17 protein-coding genes are annotated in these 19987 nt (G+C 34.6%); 6 read left to right on the forward strand and 11 right to left on the reverse strand.

The features are described from left to right. Positions 1–38: 38 nt before the first annotated feature. A complete protein-coding gene (recG, locus tag ABD745_RS11105) occupies positions 39–2126 on the forward strand; it encodes an ATP-dependent DNA helicase RecG (protein WP_344830066.1) in 2088 nt (695 codons plus the stop codon). Between the two features lie 598 nt (positions 2127–2724). Here recG and ABD745_RS11110 read toward each other — a convergent pair. The 4 genes from ABD745_RS11110 to dapA all read right to left on the reverse strand — a co-directional run bounded on the left by ABD745_RS11110 (position 2725) and on the right by dapA (position 5495). Beyond that, positions 2725–3171, reverse strand: coding sequence for a response regulator (locus ABD745_RS11110; protein ID WP_344829408.1), 447 nt, complete (start codon positions 3169–3171; stop codon positions 2725–2727). After that, positions 3168–3746, reverse strand: a complete 579-nt coding sequence (locus tag ABD745_RS11115; protein WP_344829414.1) for a helix-turn-helix domain-containing protein — start codon at positions 3744–3746, stop codon at positions 3168–3170. Before ABD745_RS11115 ends, ABD745_RS11110 begins: the two co-directional genes overlap by 4 nt. A 298-nt stretch (positions 3747–4044) precedes the next feature. Beyond that, a complete protein-coding gene (locus ABD745_RS11120; protein WP_344829422.1) occupies positions 4045–4548 on the reverse strand; it encodes a GNAT family N-acetyltransferase in 504 nt (167 codons plus the stop codon). 74 nt (positions 4549–4622) lie between these two features. Further along, positions 4623–5495, reverse strand: coding sequence for a 4-hydroxy-tetrahydrodipicolinate synthase (gene dapA, locus ABD745_RS11125; RefSeq protein ID WP_344829431.1), 873 nt, complete (start codon positions 5493–5495; stop codon positions 4623–4625). Positions 5496–5689: 194 nt separating this feature from the next. Between dapA and ABD745_RS11130 the strand changes: the two genes are divergently transcribed. From ABD745_RS11130 to recO, 4 genes are read left to right on the forward strand one after another with little or no spacing between them, the layout of a single operon-like run. After that, positions 5690–6448, forward strand: coding sequence for a 5'-nucleotidase C-terminal domain-containing protein (locus ABD745_RS11130; RefSeq protein WP_344829442.1), 759 nt, complete (start codon positions 5690–5692; stop codon positions 6446–6448). After that, on the forward strand, positions 6448–7398 hold the full coding sequence (locus ABD745_RS11135; RefSeq protein WP_344829451.1) for a bifunctional metallophosphatase/5'-nucleotidase: 951 nt from the start codon (positions 6448–6450) through the stop codon (positions 7396–7398). The genes ABD745_RS11130 and ABD745_RS11135 overlap by 1 nt, the downstream gene beginning before the upstream one ends. A 2-nt stretch (positions 7399–7400) precedes the next feature. Further along, complete coding sequence (porZ, locus tag ABD745_RS11140; RefSeq protein WP_344829472.1) at positions 7401–9686, forward strand: type IX secretion system anionic LPS delivery protein PorZ; 2286 nt, start codon at positions 7401–7403, stop codon at positions 9684–9686. Next, the gene (gene recO / locus ABD745_RS11145; protein ID WP_344829479.1) at positions 9686–10372 is read left to right on the forward strand and encodes a DNA repair protein RecO; all 687 of its coding nucleotides are present in this window, start codon (positions 9686–9688) and stop codon (positions 10370–10372) included. Before porZ ends, recO begins: the two co-directional genes overlap by 1 nt. 13 nt (positions 10373–10385) lie before the next feature. Here recO and ABD745_RS11150 read toward each other — a convergent pair whose 3' ends face one another. The 7 genes from ABD745_RS11150 to ABD745_RS11180 all read right to left on the reverse strand — a co-directional run bounded on the left by ABD745_RS11150 (position 10386) and on the right by ABD745_RS11180 (position 18700). After that, on the reverse strand, positions 10386–13043 hold the full coding sequence (locus ABD745_RS11150; protein ID WP_344829487.1) for an MGH1-like glycoside hydrolase domain-containing protein: 2658 nt from the start codon (positions 13041–13043) through the stop codon (positions 10386–10388). Between the two features lie 152 nt (positions 13044–13195). Beyond that, positions 13196–14005, reverse strand: coding sequence for a glucose 1-dehydrogenase (locus ABD745_RS11155; RefSeq protein WP_344829497.1), 810 nt, complete (start codon positions 14003–14005; stop codon positions 13196–13198). A gap of 185 nt (positions 14006–14190) precedes the next feature. After that, complete coding sequence (locus ABD745_RS11160) at positions 14191–14664, reverse strand: GNAT family N-acetyltransferase (RefSeq protein WP_344829505.1); 474 nt, start codon at positions 14662–14664, stop codon at positions 14191–14193. Positions 14665–14667: 3 nt separating this feature from the next. Then, entirely contained in the window at positions 14668–15282 is a 615-nt protein-coding gene (locus tag ABD745_RS11165) for a DUF1684 domain-containing protein (RefSeq protein WP_344829513.1), read from the reverse strand. 78 nt (positions 15283–15360) lie between these two features. Continuing rightward, positions 15361–15762 (reverse strand): hypothetical protein, encoded by a 402-nt coding sequence (locus tag ABD745_RS11170; RefSeq protein ID WP_344829520.1) that lies wholly within the window; start codon positions 15760–15762, stop codon positions 15361–15363. 91 nt (positions 15763–15853) lie between these two features. Continuing rightward, on the reverse strand, positions 15854–17356 hold the full coding sequence (gene mqo, locus ABD745_RS11175) for a malate dehydrogenase (quinone) (RefSeq protein ID WP_344829528.1): 1503 nt from the start codon (positions 17354–17356) through the stop codon (positions 15854–15856). Positions 17357–17662: 306 nt separating this feature from the next. Continuing rightward, positions 17663–18700 carry an NAD(P)H-dependent glycerol-3-phosphate dehydrogenase gene (locus ABD745_RS11180; RefSeq protein WP_344829535.1) on the reverse strand — a complete coding sequence of 346 codons (1038 nt, stop codon included), beginning with the start codon at positions 18698–18700 and terminating at the stop codon, positions 17663–17665. A 228-nt stretch (positions 18701–18928) separates the two neighbouring features. Here ABD745_RS11180 and ABD745_RS11185 point away from each other — a divergent pair, with 228 nt between their 5' ends. After that, positions 18929–19960 carry a M23 family metallopeptidase gene (locus tag ABD745_RS11185; RefSeq protein WP_344829542.1) on the forward strand — a complete coding sequence of 344 codons (1032 nt, stop codon included), beginning with the start codon at positions 18929–18931 and terminating at the stop codon, positions 19958–19960. Positions 19961–19987 lie beyond the last annotated feature (27 nt).

Raw genomic sequence — 19987 nt, forward strand, 5'->3', positions numbered from 1 at the left:
ATAGATCAAAAGTTCGAAGCCTGTATCCCGAAAACCGAATAATGACTTTAGAAACATCCATAGAATACGTCAAGGGAATCGGTCCCGAAAAAGCCAAACTCATCAAAAGTGTGTTGGGAATTTCTACAGTGGAAGATCTTCTGAACTTTTTTCCTCTCCGTTATCTGGATAAAAGTAAAGTACATAAGGTTTCTCAACTTCGAGATGTCACGACTGATGTTCAGTTGAAAGGAAAAATAACGAGTGTTCAGGAGCTGCAGACAGGAAAAACAAAACGACTTTCTGCCAAATTCAATGATGATACAGGAACAATGGATCTTGTCTGGTTTCAGTATTCAAAATGGCTGAAAGAACAGCTTCCGATCAATCAGGAAGTTTATATTTTCGGGAAGATCAATGTGTTTAATAATCAATTTTCTATGCCGCATCCGGAAATAGAAGTTGAGGAGAAAAAGGACACAGAAAATCGCTTAAAACCAATTTATCCGAGTTCTGAAAAATTAACCAAAAGAGGCTTAAACCAAAGATTTTTTCAAACTGTTTTAAGAAATATCTGCAAAGAAATCCCGAATCTTCTTCATGAAAATTTCCCGGATTATCTGATGAAAGCCTTTAAATTTTTATCAAGACAACATACTTATCTCAATGTACATTTTCCAAAAGATATGGAACATTTTGAGAGGGCAAATTATCGGTTAAAATTTGAAGAATCTTTCTTTTTCCAGTTAGGATATGCTTTAAAAAAGCTTCACCATAAAAGTCATACAGCTGGAAATCCGTTCCCCGTTGTTGGCGATTTTTTTAATGATTTCTATAATCATCATCTTCCGTTTGATTTAACGGGTGCTCAAAAAAGAGTTTTAAAAGAAATCCGTCTGGATATGAAGCGACCGATCCAGATGAACCGCCTGTTGCAGGGAGATGTTGGCTCAGGAAAGACAATGGTGGCTCTATTGACGATGCTTATCGCGAAAGATAACGGTTTCCAAAGCTGCTTGATGGCTCCCACAGAAATTCTTGCACAGCAGCATTATAACGGCATCAAAGATTTATTAAAAGATACCGAAGTCAACGTCCGGATTCTTACAGGTTCTACTAAAAAATCTGAACGCAAAATCATTCACGAAGAACTCGAAAATGGAGAACTTTCTATTTTGGTGGGAACTCATGCTATTTTGGAGGATAAAGTTAAGTTTAAAAACCTTGGTTTAGCCATTATCGATGAACAACACAGATTTGGGGTTGCGCAGAGAGCTAAACTTTGGGCAAAAAATAAAATTCCGCCGCATATTCTGGTAATGACTGCCACTCCTATTCCAAGGACTTTGGCAATGAGTTTTTATTCTGATCTTGATGTTTCTGTAATTGATGAAATGCCGGTCGGGAGAAAACCAATTATTACGGCTCACAGAAGAGAAAAAGACAGGGCTTATGTTTATAATTTTTGCAGAGAAGAAATCCAGAAAGGTCGACAGGTTTATTTTGTTTATCCTTTAATTGAAGAATCCGAAACATTAGATTATAAAAATTTAATGGAAGGACTTGAACATGTAATGGAAAATTTCACTCATTACAACGTTACTATGCTTCATGGAAAAATGAAACCTGATGAAAAAGATGCCGCAATGAACTATTTTGCTTCCGGAAAAGCAGAAATTATGGTGGCTACAACGGTAATTGAAGTCGGTGTAAATGTTCCGAATGCTTCTGTAATGGTAATTGAAAGTGCAGAAAGATTCGGATTGTCTCAACTTCATCAGCTTCGTGGTCGTGTAGGTCGTGGTGCAGAGCAGAGCTATTGTATTCTGATGACTTCCGATAAATTGTCCAGCGACAGCAGAACCCGCATCAAAACAATGGTTGAGACAAATGACGGATTTAAAATTTCAGAAGTCGATATGCAGCTTCGTGGTCCCGGAGACATTTTGGGGACACAGCAAAGCGGTGTGGTAGATTTTAAAAGACTTGACCTTGTAAATGACGCAGCAATCATTAAAACAACCAAAAATACAGTAGAAAAAATACTTGAAGCCGATCCTTTACTTTCCAGACCGGAAAATCTTATTATTAAAAATTACTATCTGAGAAATTATAACGGAAAAAATAAATGGAGTAAAATTTCATAAAAAAACCGCGAAAAGAATTTAATCTTCACGCGGTTCCCCCTTATAAAACTGTTATTTTGAAGAAAATTACTTTGCTTCGTTAAAATAATTTACTTTAATTTTTCGCTTAATATTTTGTGATTTGATGTGGTGTTTTGAAAATATCTATAAATATTATTTGAGTCTTAAGCTTTAAAATAAAGCAAAAACAAAATGAATTATGTTTCCAACTTGTTTATTATAAAAACTAACTGAGATTTCGCCAAAGGATTTTTTTTAATGAAACGAATATAATATCCTCAGGCTACTTTTTGAGTTTTCATGATTGTACCGTTTTGTTTAAAGATCTTCTGCGCTTTCTAATTGGAAATGGTATAATTCATTTTGTTAAACTAACATTGTGATTTTATATAATCTAATTTCTCATTTGAAACAATTATTTTCTTTTCATTTATTGTCTTTTTTATATAATAAATCTGTGTTCCTAATCTTGCATTTAAAAAAATATACCTAGTAAAAATTAGTTCTATTTTAAATGTTAATTATCACCCTTATGTGAGTATTACCTTACAAATATAAAACATTAATTTCAATCCCAAAATAGATAATTAACTTTTTTTCACACTTTCATGATAAAATTATTTTTATTCAGTCCTGATGTATGATATTGCCAATTAACTGTCATTATTTCGGTGAGCACTTTTTTCAGATCTTTATAGTTATCAGGCTGTTTCATGAAAATATTTGCTTCTTTTACAAAAACTTTCTCTTCTTCTTCAGCAGAAAGACGATCCGAATAAATCGCAGTAACCATATGATCAAACCTGAAATCGGATTTAATCTCTACCAAGCATTCCAGACTATTTTTTGTGGGAATATCATAGTTCATAAATAGAATTTCCGGGATAATTGCTTCTTTGTCGTTAAGATAATTCATTAGATCTTCACCATTAAAAAATGTCCGGACTTTGATCCCCATTTTCAATTCCTGAAAGATATTTTTAAAAAGTACATGGATGCCTTCATCGCAATCTGCCAAGATCACATTAAGATATTCTTTATTCATACAACCTTACGATATTGCTGATCCAAATGTCGGATTTTCCTCCTCATCATGATAATTTTTTGAAACTGGGAAGGTGTAATTCCTGTTGTATTTTTAAACTGAGTACTTAAATGTGCAACGCTTGAATAATTCAGCCGGTGGGCAATTTCAGTAAGATTTTGCTTTTTACTGATCATCAATTCTTTTGCATGCTCAATTTTTTGAATAATAATAAAATTTTCAATTGAAGTGTAAGTAACTTCCGAAAAAAGATTAGACAGATAACCATAGCTATGATTCAGTTTTTCGGCAATGTAAATCGAGGCTTTTACCGGGATAATTTCATTAGAAAAAACCAGTTCCACAATCGCATCCTTGATTTTTTGTACTAAAGCCGTTTTCTGGCTCTCGATAATTTCAATTCCGTAATCTTCAAGGTTTTTCTTAAAAGTTTTATGCTGTTCCTCCGTAAAAGATTCATAAAACTCTACTTCTCCAACGTTCAGCAGCCGATATTTTAAGCCCTGTTCTTTAAGCTTTTCATCCAATATCTTCTTACAAAGTGTATTGAAATCAAATTTTACATACATTTTCATCCTATTATTATAATGTCTTTAATGTTTATGTAAATATAATTTTTTTATTTCAATTATATGTGAAATAGTATAAATTCTCTATTCAAAACATATAAACAAAAAATCCCTGCATTGATGAATACAGGAATTTAAACACTAAGGATGAAAAAAAATATACTGATAAAAAGCTAAAATAGCTTAAGACCAAGCATATGAATGTTATTATATTGAAGTGATTTGGTTCTATTGCAAAGATGCAGAAAAAAAATACATCACCTTTTATAGAATTACGTTAAAATGTTATAGAATTTTAAGTCATTTATTTGTGAATTAAAAATTCCATTAAATAATCATCCATTACAAAATTATTTCCAATATCAAAAACTCCTTCATCATATACACTATAACCCTGTGATTCATAGAATTTTTTTGCAGAATTATATTTATTTACATTTAAAATAATTCTTCTGTCTCCACTTTCTTTTACCTTTTTATTTAAAAACTCCAATGCTCCTTTTCCAAAACCCTTTCCTTTACTTTCCGGAACCAGATAAATTCTGTGAAGTTTCGTGGTTGCTTCTTCATATTGGGTTTCATATCCTATAAATCCTTCAAAAGAATCATTCTTTTCATCTTTAATTAAATAATACTGATAATTTGGCTGATGTAAATGACTTCCAATTTCCTCAGCTGAATACATTGTTGATAACATATATTCCATTTGTTCGCTGGAAAGTATTTCTGAATAAGCATTCTCCCAGGATCTTCTCGCTAAATCCTGAATCAACGGAATATCGTTTTCTGTAGCTTTTATAAACTCCATATCTTAATTTTTATGGTTAAAAAAAAGTGAAAAACCATTGGTTTTCCACTTTATCTATTATTAATTGCTAATTATTAAATTTTTGCCATTTCAGCTTTAATTTTAGCATACAATCCTTCTGAAGCAGCAACAAGAGGAAGTCTTAAATAATTTTTAATAATTCCTTTTTCTGTTAGAATAACTTTAATTCCGCAAGGATTTCCTTCAGCAAAAATCAATCTTGTAATTTCGACTAATTTGTTGTGGATTTCGTAAGCTTCTTTCACTTTTCCATCAAAAGCCAACTGAACCATTGTAGAAAATTCTTTAGGATAACCTTGTCCGATTACAGAAATTACGCCATCGCCACCTGCTAAAGTTACAGGAAGTGTAAATTCATCATCACCTGAAACTAAAGAAAAGCCTTCCGGTTTTTTTCTTAAAATATCGAAATACTGAAGAATATTCGGTGAAGCTTCTTTAATTAAGAATAAATTAGGGAATTCATTTGCCAAACGTAAAGTCGTTTCCGCTTCAACGTTTTGTCCGGTTCTTGAAGGAACGTTATAAATAATGATATTTTTTCCTGTAGAAGCCAATGCTTTATAATGTTGGTAAAGACCTTCCTGATTAGGTTTATTGTAATATGGAGACACAGAAAGTACCGCTTCAAATTCAGATAAGTCTGCTTCTTCAATTTGTTTTTTAACTTCAAGCGTATTATTCCCACCAATTCCCAACACCAAGGGCAAGCGTTTATTATTCACCTTAATGATATGATTTACCACCTGTTTCTTCTCCTCGTCAGAAAGCGTTGCAGCCTCTGCCGTAGTTCCCAAAACAACTAAATAATTGGTTCCGTTCTCGATATTATAGTCAACAAGTTTTGTTAAACTATCGAAATCAACGGATAAATCTTCATTAAAGGGCGTCACCAAAGCAACACCTACTCCTTTTAAAATGCTCATCTGTTAAAATTATTTTTGCCAAATTTAATAATTTACGGTAAGAATTTCTAATAATTAATAATGTTTTATTATACATATAATTATATTTGCATATACTAAAAGATATTATGGCATCGACGTGACCAAAGTTGTGTATAAAAGCACAATAAGAATTGGCGATTACATATGACCTTTAAACAATTAATTTACAACATATGAAAAATAAATTCTTGTTACTGGGAATTGCTCTGGCTACACTTTCTGCTTGTAAGACGGCTTCGTCGCTGCAGGTGGCGAATGTGAAGACTCAGAAAAATATTTCTATTAATAATGAGCTAAAGAATGATGAGGAGTTTGTAAAAATTATTGAGCCATATAAGCAAAAATTGGATAAAGAGATGAATCAGAAGATCTCCCACACCAATGTTGATCTTACAAAACAGGGGGACAATAGCAATTTGGGCAATCTTTTAGCAGATTATACATTCGATGGAGCTAATGAATGGACGAAAGCAAATCTTCAAAAAAATATCGATGCTGCGTTGATCAATATCGGGGGAATCCGTACAACGATCGGAAAAGGTGATATTTGGCTGAAAAGTGTGTTTGAAGTAATGCCTTTTGAAAATGAAGTGATTATCGTAAAAATGAAAGGATCAGATTTACAGGGACTTTTTGATTATTATGCAAAACATCAGGTAAATAATCCTGTTTCTCATTTATACATTGAAACCAATAACGGACAAGTAACCAAGACCTTAATCAACGGAAAAGCGGTAAATCCAACACAGGATTATTACATCGCAACGTCTGATTACTTGGCTTTGGGTGGTGACAATATGAAATTCTTTGCAAAAGGAGAATCAATCTCAACAGGAATTAAATTAAGAGATCTTTTCATTGATTATTTTAAGAAGAATCCTGAAGTTGTGACAAATACAGATGTTCGTTTAAATTTTATCGGTAAGAAGTAATGGATAGAAAAAGTTTTTTAAAAGCAATAGGTGGCGGAACTTTAGCAATGGCTTTAGCTCCGAATATGATGATGGCGGAAGAATTAAAAATTCTTGACCTAAAATCCGCAAACAAACTGACGATTCTTCATACCAACGATCAACACAGCAGAATAGAGCCTTTTGACGAAAGTTATTCTAAAAATCCCAATCAGGGAGGTTTTGCAAGAAGGGCAAGTTTAATTCAACAAATCAGAAATCAGGAAAGTAATGTTTTACTTCTTGATTCAGGTGATATTTTTCAGGGAACTCCTTATTTTAACTTTTTCGGAGGTGAACTGGAATTTAAATTAATGTCCATGATGAAGTATGATGCTTCAACCATGGGAAATCATGATTTTGATAATAGTTTAGACGGATTTTTAAAGGTTTTGCCGAATGCGCAGTTTCCTTTTATCTGTTCAAATTATGATTTTAAAAATACAATTCTTGACGGAAAAACGTCTCAATACAAGATTTTCAACAAAAACGGAATCAAAGTCGGGATTTTCGGAGTAGGAATTCAGTTAGACGGATTGGTTGGTAAAAAGCAATATGGAGAAACGGTATATTCTGATCCGATCGATGTTGCTCAACATTATTCAAATTTCCTTAAAAACGATCAAAAATGTGATCTTGTAATATGCCTTTCACATATCGGCTACGATTACAAAGACGAACCAAATAAAGTAAGTGATAAAATTTTAGCTGCTAAAACAGAAAATATTGACATCATTTTAGGCGGACACACGCATACTTTCTTGCCGGAACCACAGACTTTTACCAACAGACAAGGTAAAAATGTTTTGGTAAACCAGGTTGGTTGGGCTGGTCTTCTTTTAGGCAGAATAGATTTCTTTTTCGACTCAAATAAAAACGTAAAACATATTTCCTGGAACAATCAGGTAATTGACAGCAGTATAATAGCATAAGCATGAAAAAACTCTCTTTAATTTCTCTTGGTATTTTGGCATCCCTGCAAGTAGCAAATGCACAAACTATTTCTTCAAAAAAATGGGCAGATCTGTTTTCTTACAACAACGTTCTTGCCATGAAAGAAGACAATGGAAAAATAGTTGCAGCCGCAGAAAACGGGATATTCTATTATACAATTTCTACAGGAGAAATTACCAAGCTGTCTAAGGCAAATGGCTTGCACGAAGTAAAAATTTCGGCTTTCGATTATAATCCTCAAAATAAAATCGGACTGGTAGGATACCAAAACGGTTCGTTGGACGTGATTTCTCCGGATGGAGTAAAATATGTGGTGGATATCCCGATTGCAACAGGCTATAACGGAAGTAAAAAAATTAATCATATCTCCATTACAGGAGATCTTGCCGTTATTTCTGTAGGATATGGAGTTTCTATTTTTGATCTTAAAAAGAAAGAGTTTAAAGATTCTGCATTTTTCTTATCAGGGGGAATTTATGAAGCAAGTAACGAAGCTACAATTTTTGGTAACAAGGTATATTCTGTAACCAATACAGGGTTAAAAAGCCATGACATGAATATCACTTTCCCAGTTTTCACAACATGGACTACTGAAATGGCTGGTTTATTTAAACATATTGATTCGGAAGGAGTTTTAAGTTTTTCATCGGCAACAACAGGTTATTTATATAACGGAGGAACTCCGATTGCACTTTCACAGTCATTCACCAATGTTCACGATGTAGTGGTGAACAATACCAATATTATTGTAACTGATCTCAACAGAGTTTATACATTCAACACCAATGGAAATTTCAATAATACTGTCAGTTTCGGAGAAGAATGTAATACGGCAACAACAGCTGGAAGCAGTGTTTATGGCGGAACAATTCTATCAGGGATAAAAAATGAAGCCAGCAATTCTTTTAAACCGGACGGACCTTATTTTAATTATGCTTACAAAATAAGTTTATATGGAGAAAATCAGGTATTAGTTTCCACTGGAGGAAGAGAAAACAGGTTTAATACTGCAGTTATAAATCCAAAAAATCCGGGCTTCTATTATTTTAATGGAATGGAATGGATTTATCCTTCTTATTTTATAGGAAATACTACACGATTCAACATACTGGATGTCGTATCAGATCCTGTAAATCCTGATGATATTTTCTTTACCAATTACACTCTTGCTTCAGGTCGCGGCATTTATAAAATGAAATATAATGCGGGCAGCAAAGATTTTACATTCACAAAAAATTACGACTTAGGAACTACTGATATTTTCACGAGGCGTGCCGTAGGTCTTACTTTTGATGATTCTAATAATATGTTTGCGGCAATAGCATTTTCCGGGGATGGTGCTGCACAGGGGCCTTTCACTGCGATAGGAGCCTTTGATAGAGCAACTGATGATTTTCTTATAAAAAATACAACCTCAAGTTTTGGAGCCGCGCAAAAAGCATTGTATTATGAGGGATTATTATGGATTCCCATTCCGAGGGTTAATGGTTTTATAGCATATGATCCTAATAAGACAGTGAATACATCTGATGATAAAGAATATATTCTTAGCCAATCTAATGGTTTTGCAAGCAATTCCGGGGGCTCTATTTCAGTAGCGATTGATAAATCCGGTGATGCATGGATTGGCGGAGATGTAGGATTGAGAATTTTACCTAATGCAGTTTCAGCTATTAAAACACCTGCAAACGCAACTGTTGAACCAATTATCATAGAACAAAACGGTCTTGGTGAAGAACTTTTCAGAGATTCTCAAATTCTGCAGATTGAAGTAGATGCAGGAGATCACAAGTGGGTCTCTATAGACGGCGGCGGTGTTTATTATCTGTCTGCAGATGGACAGCAAACCATCAGGCATTTTACAAAAGAAAATTCCCCGCTTCCTACAAACAGCATTACAGACATCAAAGTTGACAGAAAAACAGGAAAAGTTTATTTCGTTTCTTATGACGGAATTGTGACATATCAAGGTGATGTTTCAGATGTAACTTCGGATTTCGGAAACGTTTTAGTTTATCCAAATCCTGTAGTTTATTCTAATTTCAAAGGGAAAGTTACCATTAAAGGATTAGCAGAAGTTACCAATATCAGAATTGCAGATGCAACAGGAAATGTGGTTCATTCTGCTGTGGCAAGAGGGGGATATTATGAATGGGATCTTAATAATCAACGAGGAAAAAGAGTAGCTTCAGGGATTTACTTTGTATTAATGACGAACGAAGACGGCTCTGACAAAGCTACTGCAAAGATAGCTGTGGTTAATTAATGAATTCACAAAACGGATTTCTATTATCATACATAAAGTACGGAGAAAATGATGCAGTTTTGCATTGTTTCACAGAAGAAGATGGCTTTCAGTCTTACTTTTTAAAAGGTATTTATGCCAAAAGAAATAAGAAAAAAGCCCTGCTTCTCCCGTTGAGTAAGCTTAATTTTTCTTTAAATCCATTAAAAGGAAACGGAATACAAACCATTTCAAGATTTGAGATGGTAAAAAGCAATGATATTTACAGTGATATCAGATGTAATTCTGTTGTTTTCTTCGTTTCAGATTTTTTGAACCAAAACTTAAGGCATGAGAACAAAAATCACAATATTTTCTTTTGCCTTGAAGAGTTTATTGATGAACTGGAAAACCAAAATTACCAGTCGCATTTAATATTTTTAATTAAAATTTTAAAAATTCAGGGAGTTGCACCATTAATTAATGAAGGGAATTATCTTGATCCCGAAACCGGAACTTTTTCACCTCATCTCACTCATCAAATTTTCACGGAAGAAATTTCAACTCTCTGGAAAGCCATTCTTTCAATCGAAAATCCGTATCTGATAAAAGTTCATTCAACGTTCCGGAAAGATTTTTTAGACAGTCTTTTGGTGTATTATCATTATCATATTACAGATTTTAAAATTCCAGCCTCATTGGAAGTGATACAGCAGATATTTGAGTAGTTTTTAATGAAAATTATTTCGCTTCATCCGGCATTTCTGTTTCCGATTCTGCCATCTCTTTTTTCGTAAATCTTGGCTGAAGAATTTTTGCAATCAAACCCGTCCATCCTGTTTGATGAGATGCTCCTACTCCACGTCCGCTGTCACCATGAAAATATTCATAGAATGGAACATAATCTTTAAAATCAGGATCAGCCTGAAATCTCGGATACTGTCCGTTGACAGGGCGATTCCCATTTTCATCCTTTAAAAATATTTTGGATAATCTTTTACTTAAAGCATCAGCAATCTCATCTAAATTTGAATAATTCCCGCTTCCTGTAGGATATTCTACCATAAAATCCGGACTGTAATAAAAGAAAAACCGTTGCAGACTTTCAATAATTAAAAAATTAATCGGAAACCAGATCGGACCGCGCCAATTGCTGTTTCCTCCAAAAAGCCCGCTATCACTTTCCGCAGGAGTATATTTTACTAGGTAATCTGTTCCGTTTAAATTTAATTGATACGGATTTTTTTCGTATTCTTTCGACAAAGCACGGACTCCAAAATCACTCAAAAACTGCTCCGGATCAAGCATTCGGCTTAACAGTCTTTTTAAACGATGACCACGCAAAAGTGAAAGTAAATGTTTAGAATCTTCACCTTTTACTTCCCAGTGCGAAACCAAGGCAGCCAGTTCAGGTTTATTTTCCAGCACCCATTTCATTCTTTTTTTGAAATTAGGTAATTTTTCAATCATTTCATCATCGATCACCTCGACCGCAAACATCGGAATTAATCCAACAGCCGTTCTCAGTTTCAGATACATATGATTTCCGTCGCTTGAGGAAAGGGCATCATAGAAGAATTCGTCTTCCTCGTCCCAAAGACTGAAACATTCATCACCCATATTGTCGAGAGAGTTGGCGATTGCAAGGAAATGTTCAAAAAACTTCATTGCCATTTCTTCATACACTTTATTATAAAGAGCCAATTCTAAGGCAATTCTCATCATATTCAGAGAAAACATTGCCATCCAGCTCGTTCCGTCTGACTGTTCTAAATGTTCGCCATTCGGAAGAGGCAGATTTCTGTCGAAAACACCGATATTATCGAGTCCTAAAAATCCGCCTTCAAAAATATTATTTCCGTTGTTATCTTTTTTGTTGACCCACCATGTAAAATTCATCAGCAGTTTTTGAAAAGCACTTTCCAGAAACTCAATATCTGGTTTGTTGTTTAAATATTCATCGATTTTAAAAACCCTGAAAACCGCCCAGGCGTGAACCGGAGGGTTTACATCACTCAAATTCCATTCATAAGCCGGAAGCTGCCCGTTTGGATGCATATACCATTCGAAAAGGAACAATTTTAGCTGATGCTTTGCAAAATCGGGATCAATTAATGAAAAACTTATCGTGTGAAAAGCAAGATCCCAAGTCGCATACCAAGGATATTCCCATTTATCGGGCATTGAAATAATATGGTAATTGTTCAGGTGTTTCCATTCATAATTTCGTATTTTTTCGCGCGATTTTGAAGGCTTTATTTCTGCAGGATCACCTTTAAGCCATTTTTCGACATTGTAATGATAAAACATTTTGTTCCAGAGCATTCCGGCAAAAGCCTGTCTCTGAACTAATTTTTCATCATCGGTTTTTATTCCTTCCTGTATTTCTCCGTAAAATTCGTCAGCTTCTTTCTGTCTGGAATTAAAAATTTCATCAAAATCTTTAAAAGGCTGTTTTAAATCTTTATCAGAAAGTCTGAATTCGAATATTTTTGTTTCTTTTGGTTTAAAATTTTCGTCAATAAAAAAGGATGCCTTTGTCCCAAAATCTTTTGGATTGACAGATTGAGAATTTCCATTAATTACAAAATCATTGATTCCGTCTTTGCAGTATTTTGATTCTTTCGGAGATTGATAGAGCTTTTCGTTATTGGTTTCGTTATCACAAAACAGAACTTTTTCAGATTGTTTTGCGTATAAATTTTTTATCTCTAAATCTTTATGATTGATTTTAATAGAATTTGATTCTTCAGAATTCATCTGAGGTTTATAATCGTCATATCCCCAATTCCATGTATTTCTGAACCAAATTGTTGGTAGAATAATCAACGGAGCTTCCGTTTCAGATTTGTTGACGATGGTCAGTTTTACTAAAATATCATTCTGGCTTTCTTTGGCATATTCTATAAAGATATCGAAATATTCGTTTTTGTCGAAAATTCCGGTATCAATCAGTTCGTATTCAGGGTCTTGTTTGCTTTTTTCTGCATTTGTTTTTATCAGATCTTCATAAGGAAAAGCATTCTGAGGATATTTGTACAACATCTTCATGTAAGAATGTGTCGGCGTGGAATCTAAGTAATAAAAATATTCTTTTACATCTTCGCCGTGATTTCCCTGTCCGTTCGTTAAGCCAAAGAAACGCTCTTTCACCATTTTATCTTTTTTATTCCAAAAGCCGACGGAAAAAATTAACTTTTGGAGATCATCACAAATTCCGCAAATTCCTTCTTCGCCCCAACGATAAGCTTTTGCTTCGGCAATGTCGTGGGTTGTATAATTCCAGGCGTCACCGTTTTCGCTGTAATCTTCACGCACCAATCCCCATTCGCGGTTGCTGACGTAAGATCCCCATTTTTTCCAAGTAACGTCTGATAATCTTTCTTTTTCGGAATTCATTTTGAAATAAAATTTAATGAAACAATTGTTGTTGAAATAACGACTGACCGCGCCCCGGATTGAACGGCATGTCTGAGCTATTTTTGTAAGCCAAGGAAAATGCTAAGGCACAAAAAAGCGAGTAGTGAAAGCCGGAAATGTGCGCCCAAAAATTATCCGCCTGTGGAAAAACTTTCGAAGGTTGTCATTCCGCCATCGACAAAAATACTCGTTCCGGTAATGTAATCTGCCAAATCACTTGCTATAAAAGCTGCCAAATTCCCAATATCCTGTGGTTGCCCGATTCTGTTGTAAGGAATTAATTTCAACAATGAATCTAAAGCTTCCGGAGTGCTCCAAGCGTTTTTGTTGATTGGCGTTTGAATCGCTCCCGGACAAATAGAATTCACGCGAATTTTATCTGCTCCGTATTCCTGAGCCAAAGTCTGCATCAACATTCTGATCGCTCCTTTGCTTGAAGCATAATTGGCATGACCCGCCCAAGGAATGATCTCGTGAACCGAACTGATATGAATGATTTTTCCGCAGGCAACGGAACGTGAAGTATCAATTCCGCGACGGAGAAATTCTTTGATGGCTTCCCGTGCGCAGAGAAACTGACCTGTAAGATTGATTCCGATGACAGTATTCCATTGATCAAGTGTCATTTCTGTGAATTTTGAGTCTTTCTGAACCCCTGCGTTATTGATGAGAATATCAACCGTCCCGAATTGTGAGACGACGTCCTGAAACATTTTAACAACCTGATCTTCCTTGGAAACATCACATTGATAGGTAATTCCGTTTCCTCCTGCATCAGTAATTTCTTTTAAAACGGCTTCTGCTTCGTCTGTAGATCTTTCAGAAGAGTGATTAACAATGATTGTAGCTCCTGCTGAAGCTAATGATTTTGCGATTCCCGAACCTATTCCGCTGGAGGCTCCAGTAACTACTGCAACCTGATTACGAAGTGATATTTCCATGTTTTATTATTTGATGTTACTCAAATTTAACTGAAAGTATCACGCCAAACATTAAAATTTTAATTAAAAATTTCTTAAAGTTTGATGTTTTGTAAATTTTGGCTAAAGCCTTTTTAATTTCTATTTTGTAAACGGGCTAAAGCCCGTTTCTATTGAATTGTTAATGTATTTTAAGATAATCTGCTTTACAATTTTTTGTACATTAAATATTGCGGTCCGCTTCTGCCAACTCTTGTTTTCCCATCGTAGAAATATCCGACTTTTAAGTATAATTCATACGCGGAAATGTTATTTTGATTTACAGCAAGAACGATTTCATCACAAGTTTTGAAGTTTTGTCTAATAAAATCATCGATTTCAAGCATTGCAGCTTTTCCTATTCCTTTTCCCTGTAATTCCGGATTTATGGATAATGATCGAAGTAAAGTTGAGTTTGGATTGTCTGTCAGGTCAAATTTATCATCTCCAAAATCCAGCACAAAAAAACCAACAGGTTTTTCATTATCAAAAATCGTTATGGGAAATGCTTTCTGATCATCTCTTTCTTTAATTCTTTGCAAAGCCATCTCCGCTGTTGATGTATACTGAATCTGAATTTCATCTAAAGTATAATTGACTTCAGATAAATCTTCTTTTGTGAAAAATTGTAAGCTAATCATAAATCAATGATGATAAATATCCTCATACATTACTCCTGCACGAATTTCAACCGGTAATTTATTTTCCTCCGGAACAATCGGGCAATTATAATCGTACGCATTGTAAGCACAGTAAGGCTGATAAGATTTGTTGAAATCCAGAACGATCGTATTGCCTTTTGGAATTGTTAAATCCATATATTTTCCTCCGCCGTATGTTTCTTTCTCATTGGTTGCATCACGAAAAGGCAGAAATAAATAATCTTTATATTTCTTCTGTTTGATTAAAGCTAAACTTTGATACAACGTTAAAGTATAAGAGTTTCCGTCCAATTCAAAAGTCGCTTTACCGTATTCTTTGTAAGATTTCGTTTTTCCGGAAGATGTCGGTAATTCGAATGGTTCTGCGTTTTCTGTTTTTACAACCTTTGCTGTCACTCTATATTTTGAATTAATCGGAAAGAAAGGATGCGCTTTAAAATTCGTGAAATTATCCCCGCGTAAAGGCGTTTCTTTAGGATTTAAATATTCTTCGTTCAGTTCTTTCTGAAATTTTTTCCCTTCTGATTTTTCTTTAGAAATCTTTTGTGAAAAGATCATTAAAGGCAATAGTAAAAAGATGAATATATATTTTTTCATTGATTTTAAAAATAAGGTTAAAACGATGGATTTTTAACTTTTTGCAATTAAAAAATTATCCAATACGTTTGATTATATTTAGTAAGATTCGGAAATTTTCACGCGATAAACGTCTGATGAATTTCTTTTAATCGATTCTACGAAAAAGCCTCCTTCTTCTGGAATAACTTCCTTTAAATCAAAACTTTTACAATCTCTTGGAAGTCCGGAAAAGACCAATGTAAACCAAAAATCTCTCATAAAAGGAACAGGAGTCCAGTTAGGAGATATGCTAATATTTTCAGCATGAATTAATCGGCTTTTGTGATCCGACTGATTATCAAAAAGATATGTTGAATGCCAGATTCTGATCAGATTTCCCAAAAACGGAGATGCCGGGAAACAACAATGTACAATAACCTGTTTTTCCTCCTCAATTTTGGTTTGAAGAGACTCAAGAAGTTCTTTTACGATGACAGGTTTTGCTATTGTTTCCGACATATTAACTTAATAATGAAGAATAAAAATGGGTAATAAGTAATTCACAAAGATAATCTAATATTACTCATTACCCAATGTTCATAAATTATGTTTAATAATCAAGTTCTAGCTTTTCCTTTGAATAATTTCTTACTTTCTCTGTAAGCTCAGGATGATCTGCCAGTTTTTGACCATAAGAAGGAATCATTTCCAACAGTTTGTCTTTCCATTCTCCGTGAAGTTTTTCAGGAAAACATTTTTCAAGAACATTAAGCATTGCGTAAACCGCTGTTGAAGCTCCCGGCGAAGCTCCTAATAATGAAGCAATTGTTCCTTTTTTATTCACAACAACTTCTGTCCCGAATTCTAATTTTCCACCGTCTTTTTCATCTTTTTTGATGACCTGTACCCTCTGTCCGGCAACTTTTAATTCCCAATCCTCTTCTTTTGCATCTTTGATAAACTCCCTTAAATGTTGCATTCTTTGGGATTTTGTCATCGCAACCTGCTGAATCAGATATTTCGTTAAAGGAATATTGTGCCACCAAGCTCCGAAAAGAGATCTTAAATTTTTTGTATTCACACTTTCCGGTAAATCGAGATAGCTTCCTTCTTTTAAAAATTTTGTAGAAAATCCTGCAAAAGGACCGAAAAGAAGTGCTTTTTCACCATCAATAATTCTTAAATCCAAATGTGGAACTGACATTGGAGGAGCATCAACTGTAGCCTGCGTATACACTTTTGCCTGATGTTTTGCCACCAATTCCTGATTGTGAGTAACCAGCCATTGCCCGGAAACCGGAAAACCTCCATACCCTTCACTTTCTTTGATATCCGAACTGTCTAATAACGGCAATGCATAACCTCCCGCCCCGATGAATACAAAATCTGCCTCAACTTCCTGTTTATGATTGTGAATTCTATCTTTCACCTTCATTTCCCAGGTTCCGTCTTCTTTTGGATCGATATCTTTCACTTCATGGTACAGGAAAACTTCAACATTAGAATCTTCCAGCAAATGTCTTCCCATTTTTCTTGTCAGAGTTCCGAAATTCACATCTGTTCCCAAATCCATTTTGGTTGCAGCCATTATTTCAGACTGATTTCTTTTGCTCATCACTAAAGGAATCCATTCTTTTAGTTTTTCATGATCTGCAGAGAATTCCATTCCTTTAAATAAAACGGATTCAGACATTTTATTATGGCGTTTTTTTAAATATTCGGCATCTTTTTCACCGAAAACCAAACTCATGTGCGGACAGGAATTAATAAAATCTTTCGGCTCCTGAATATACCCTTTTGCTACTAAATAAGACCAGAATTGTTTTGAAATTTCAAACTGTTCGGCGATATTTTCTGCCTTTGAAATCTCAATGGTTCCATCCGGTTTTTCGGGAGTATAATTAAGCTCACAAAACGCTGAATGACCTGTTCCTGCATTATTCCAGGCTGCTGTACTTTCTTTTGCAAACCTGCCCAGTCTTTCGAAAATCGCGATCTCGAGGTTAGGATCAAATTCATGTAATAATGTAGCTAAAGTGGCACTCATAATTCCGCCACCTATTAGAACTACGTCGTATTTTGGTTTCGGCGTTCTGCTTATAAGTTGTGACATAAATCTAAATTTTATATCAAATTTCGGTAAAAGTTTTAAGAAAAAGAACCTGTTTAACGATTTTAACAGGTTAAATTTTAGTCAAATTTAAAGTTTTGATTAAGCTGAAAAATGTGATGGAAATTATCGATTTTGATTGATTGAGAGAGTGATTTAAAATTGAATTTAAACCATTAAGAGTTTAATCAAGATTTTAAGATTATTAAGAAAGATGCTTCGACAGGCTCAGCATGACATTTCTAATACTAACTGTTTTTTAGCAATGTCATGCTGAGCCTGTCGAAGCATTATTTTATTATGATGAGATTAATTCAATTTAGTCGTTAACTTTCTGAACTGCTTTTCTGCATTTTTTCCTTCGTATAATATTCCGTAAATCGTATCTACAATCGGAAGCTTTAAACCTTTTTCTTTTGAAGTTTTATAAATGGAATCTGCTGCGTAATATCCTTCCGCAATCATATTCATAGACTGGATTGCCGATTTCACCGTATACCCTTTTCCAATAAGGTTTCCTAAGTTTCTGTTTCTTGAAAATAATGAATACGCCGTAACCAATAAATCGCCTAGATATGCACTCTCATTAACATCTCTTGGTGCTTCATAAATGGCTTCCAAAAAAGTTTCCATTTCACGGATTGCATTTGACACAAATACGGCAGTGAAGTTATCTCCATACCCTAAACCGCTTGCAATTCCGGCTCCGATCGCAAAAATATTTTTAAGAATCGCACTGTATTCATTTCCTAAAATATCTTTGCTTGAGTGCATTTTAATAAAATCAGAATTGAAAATATCAACTAATTTCTGAGCTGTTTCTTCCTCAACTGCCGCGACTGTAAGATAAGAAAGTCTTTCCATGGCAACCTCTTCTGCGTGACAAGGTCCTGCAATTACCGCCTGATTTCTAAAACCTATTTTAAATTCGTCTCTTAAATAATGCGCCACCACATCATTCACTTTTGGGATGATCCCTTTGATCGCAGAAACAAAAACTTTGTCTTTATAATCACAAGTCATCTTCTCCAAAGTATCTGAAAGATAAATGGACGGAGTTGCCAAGACGATAATATCGCAGGCAGAAACCAATTCGTTGATATCTGTTGTGAGCTTTAGGCTTTTAAGGTTAAAATTAACGGCTGTAAGGTAAGTGGGATTGTGCCCGCGAAGCTCTATTGCTCCTTTTACAAATTCACTTCTGACACACCAATGTACTGTTTTGCAGTTTTCAACAAGCATTTTCACGATTGCAGTTGCGAAACTTCCGCTTCCAACAACGCCTACTGCAACATCATTTTTGCTTTTTTTCGGATTCGATTCTGTATTCGTTTTATTTTTAGCCATAATAGAAATGTGAACTGCAAATATATTAAAACAAAGATTTAACAAAGCCTTACAATACATGATAAAGCCCATTTTTAGATAAAATTAACACTTCAACACAATTAAATGTTTAATTAACCGTTAATTACAGAAATAACTAATTTTTTGTTAAAAATATCTCATAAAGTTTATTTTTAATTTAAATTTGCACCTTTAAAACCGTTTTGTAATTATACTAAGAGAAGAAAAATGAAGAATTTTCTAAGCAGCAAAAGGAATGTAAATCTCCTTCTGGGAGTACTTTTACTAGTCGTTTTTGCACAAGGCATTTTCATTGCAAAGTTGTACTCTTCAAAGGATGACAAAAATTATGAAGTGAACCTTGTAAAAATAAACACTGAAAAAGACAGTGTAGATTATCTAAAAATGAAAACAGATCTTACCTTGGTAGATCAAACTGTAGCACAGCTGAATTCTTTCCTTAAATCTAAGGATGTTCCAAGTGAAAAGCTGACAATTCTGAGCAAAGACAGCATTTCAAATTCTATTTATCTGGTAAAACAGGCAAACAGGTACAGCCAATATTTAAATGATCTTCAAAAAAAGCTGATGCAGGTTCCTTTAGGAATGCCGACGGAAGGGTATATTTCATCTAATTTCGGGATCAGAAAAAATCCAATTCCTTTTAAAACCGTTTTTGCTTCTGTAAAACCGGGTACAGGAAATGCAGCAAAACCAACAGCTGTTGCAGCCGCTCCTGAAGTAAAAGCTGAACCGGTAGAAAGAATTATCGAAGTTACAGACAGCTATGGCGAAAAAAGACAGGTAAAAGTAATGGTAACACCAAAAGTTGCAAGTTCAGCTGCTCCCGCTTCGGCTATAACATCTTCTACAACATCAAAATCTGTCGCAAACAATACCTCAAATAAGCCTACCGAAAAAAATAATGCACCCGCGGAAGCCGATCAAATGCAATTCCATAAAGGACTGGATATTGCAGTTCCTTTTGGTTCTGATGTGATTGCCACTGCTGCAGGAACCGTAATTTTCTCAGGTCAGAAAGGCGGATACGGAAACTGTGTGATCGTTTCTCACGGAAATGGTTTGGCAACACTTTACGGGCATTTATCTCAATTGGTTGCTAAAGTGAATGATAAGATAAAAGTGGGTCAGGTGATTGCAAAATCTGGCAATTCAGGACGTTCTACAGGACCTCATCTTCATTATGAAGTACACAAAAACAATACTCCGGTAAATCCGAAGTTGTTTATGAATCTGTAAATTTTATACAAAATATTAAATTTTCGG

It is taken from the genome of Chryseobacterium ginsenosidimutans, assembly GCF_039536845.1.
Taxonomy (GTDB): domain Bacteria; phylum Bacteroidota; class Bacteroidia; order Flavobacteriales; family Weeksellaceae; genus Chryseobacterium; species Chryseobacterium ginsenosidimutans_B.

Bases quoted from the DNA above. Each gene is read 5' to 3' on its own strand.
- ABD745_RS11110 (WP_344829408.1), bottom strand. From the start codon at position 3,171: ATGAATAAAGAATATCTTAATGTGATCTTGGCAGATTGCGATGAAGGC.
- ABD745_RS11115 (WP_344829414.1), bottom strand. From the start codon at position 3,746: ATGAAAATGTATGTAAAATTTGATTTCAATACACTTTGTAAGAAGATA.
- ABD745_RS11120 (WP_344829422.1), bottom strand. From the start codon at position 4,548: ATGGAGTTTATAAAAGCTACAGAAAACGATATTCCGTTGATTCAGGAT.
- dapA (WP_344829431.1), bottom strand. From the start codon at position 5,495: ATGAGCATTTTAAAAGGAGTAGGTGTTGCTTTGGTGACGCCCTTTAAT.
- ABD745_RS11130 (WP_344829442.1), top strand. From the start codon at position 5,690: ATGAAAAATAAATTCTTGTTACTGGGAATTGCTCTGGCTACACTTTCT.
- ABD745_RS11135 (WP_344829451.1), top strand. From the start codon at position 6,448: ATGGATAGAAAAAGTTTTTTAAAAGCAATAGGTGGCGGAACTTTAGCA.
- porZ (WP_344829472.1), top strand. From the start codon at position 7,401: ATGAAAAAACTCTCTTTAATTTCTCTTGGTATTTTGGCATCCCTGCAA.
- recO (WP_344829479.1), top strand. From the start codon at position 9,686: ATGAATTCACAAAACGGATTTCTATTATCATACATAAAGTACGGAGAA.
- ABD745_RS11150 (WP_344829487.1), bottom strand. From the start codon at position 13,043: ATGAATTCCGAAAAAGAAAGATTATCAGACGTTACTTGGAAAAAATGG.
- ABD745_RS11155 (WP_344829497.1), bottom strand. From the start codon at position 14,005: ATGGAAATATCACTTCGTAATCAGGTTGCAGTAGTTACTGGAGCCTCC.
- ABD745_RS11160 (WP_344829505.1), bottom strand. From the start codon at position 14,664: ATGATTAGCTTACAATTTTTCACAAAAGAAGATTTATCTGAAGTCAAT.
- ABD745_RS11165 (WP_344829513.1), bottom strand. From the start codon at position 15,282: ATGAAAAAATATATATTCATCTTTTTACTATTGCCTTTAATGATCTTT.
- ABD745_RS11170 (WP_344829520.1), bottom strand. From the start codon at position 15,762: ATGTCGGAAACAATAGCAAAACCTGTCATCGTAAAAGAACTTCTTGAG.
- mqo (WP_344829528.1), bottom strand. From the start codon at position 17,356: ATGTCACAACTTATAAGCAGAACGCCGAAACCAAAATACGACGTAGTT.
- ABD745_RS11180 (WP_344829535.1), bottom strand. From the start codon at position 18,700: ATGGCTAAAAATAAAACGAATACAGAATCGAATCCGAAAAAAAGCAAA.
- ABD745_RS11185 (WP_344829542.1), top strand. From the start codon at position 18,929: ATGAAGAATTTTCTAAGCAGCAAAAGGAATGTAAATCTCCTTCTGGGA.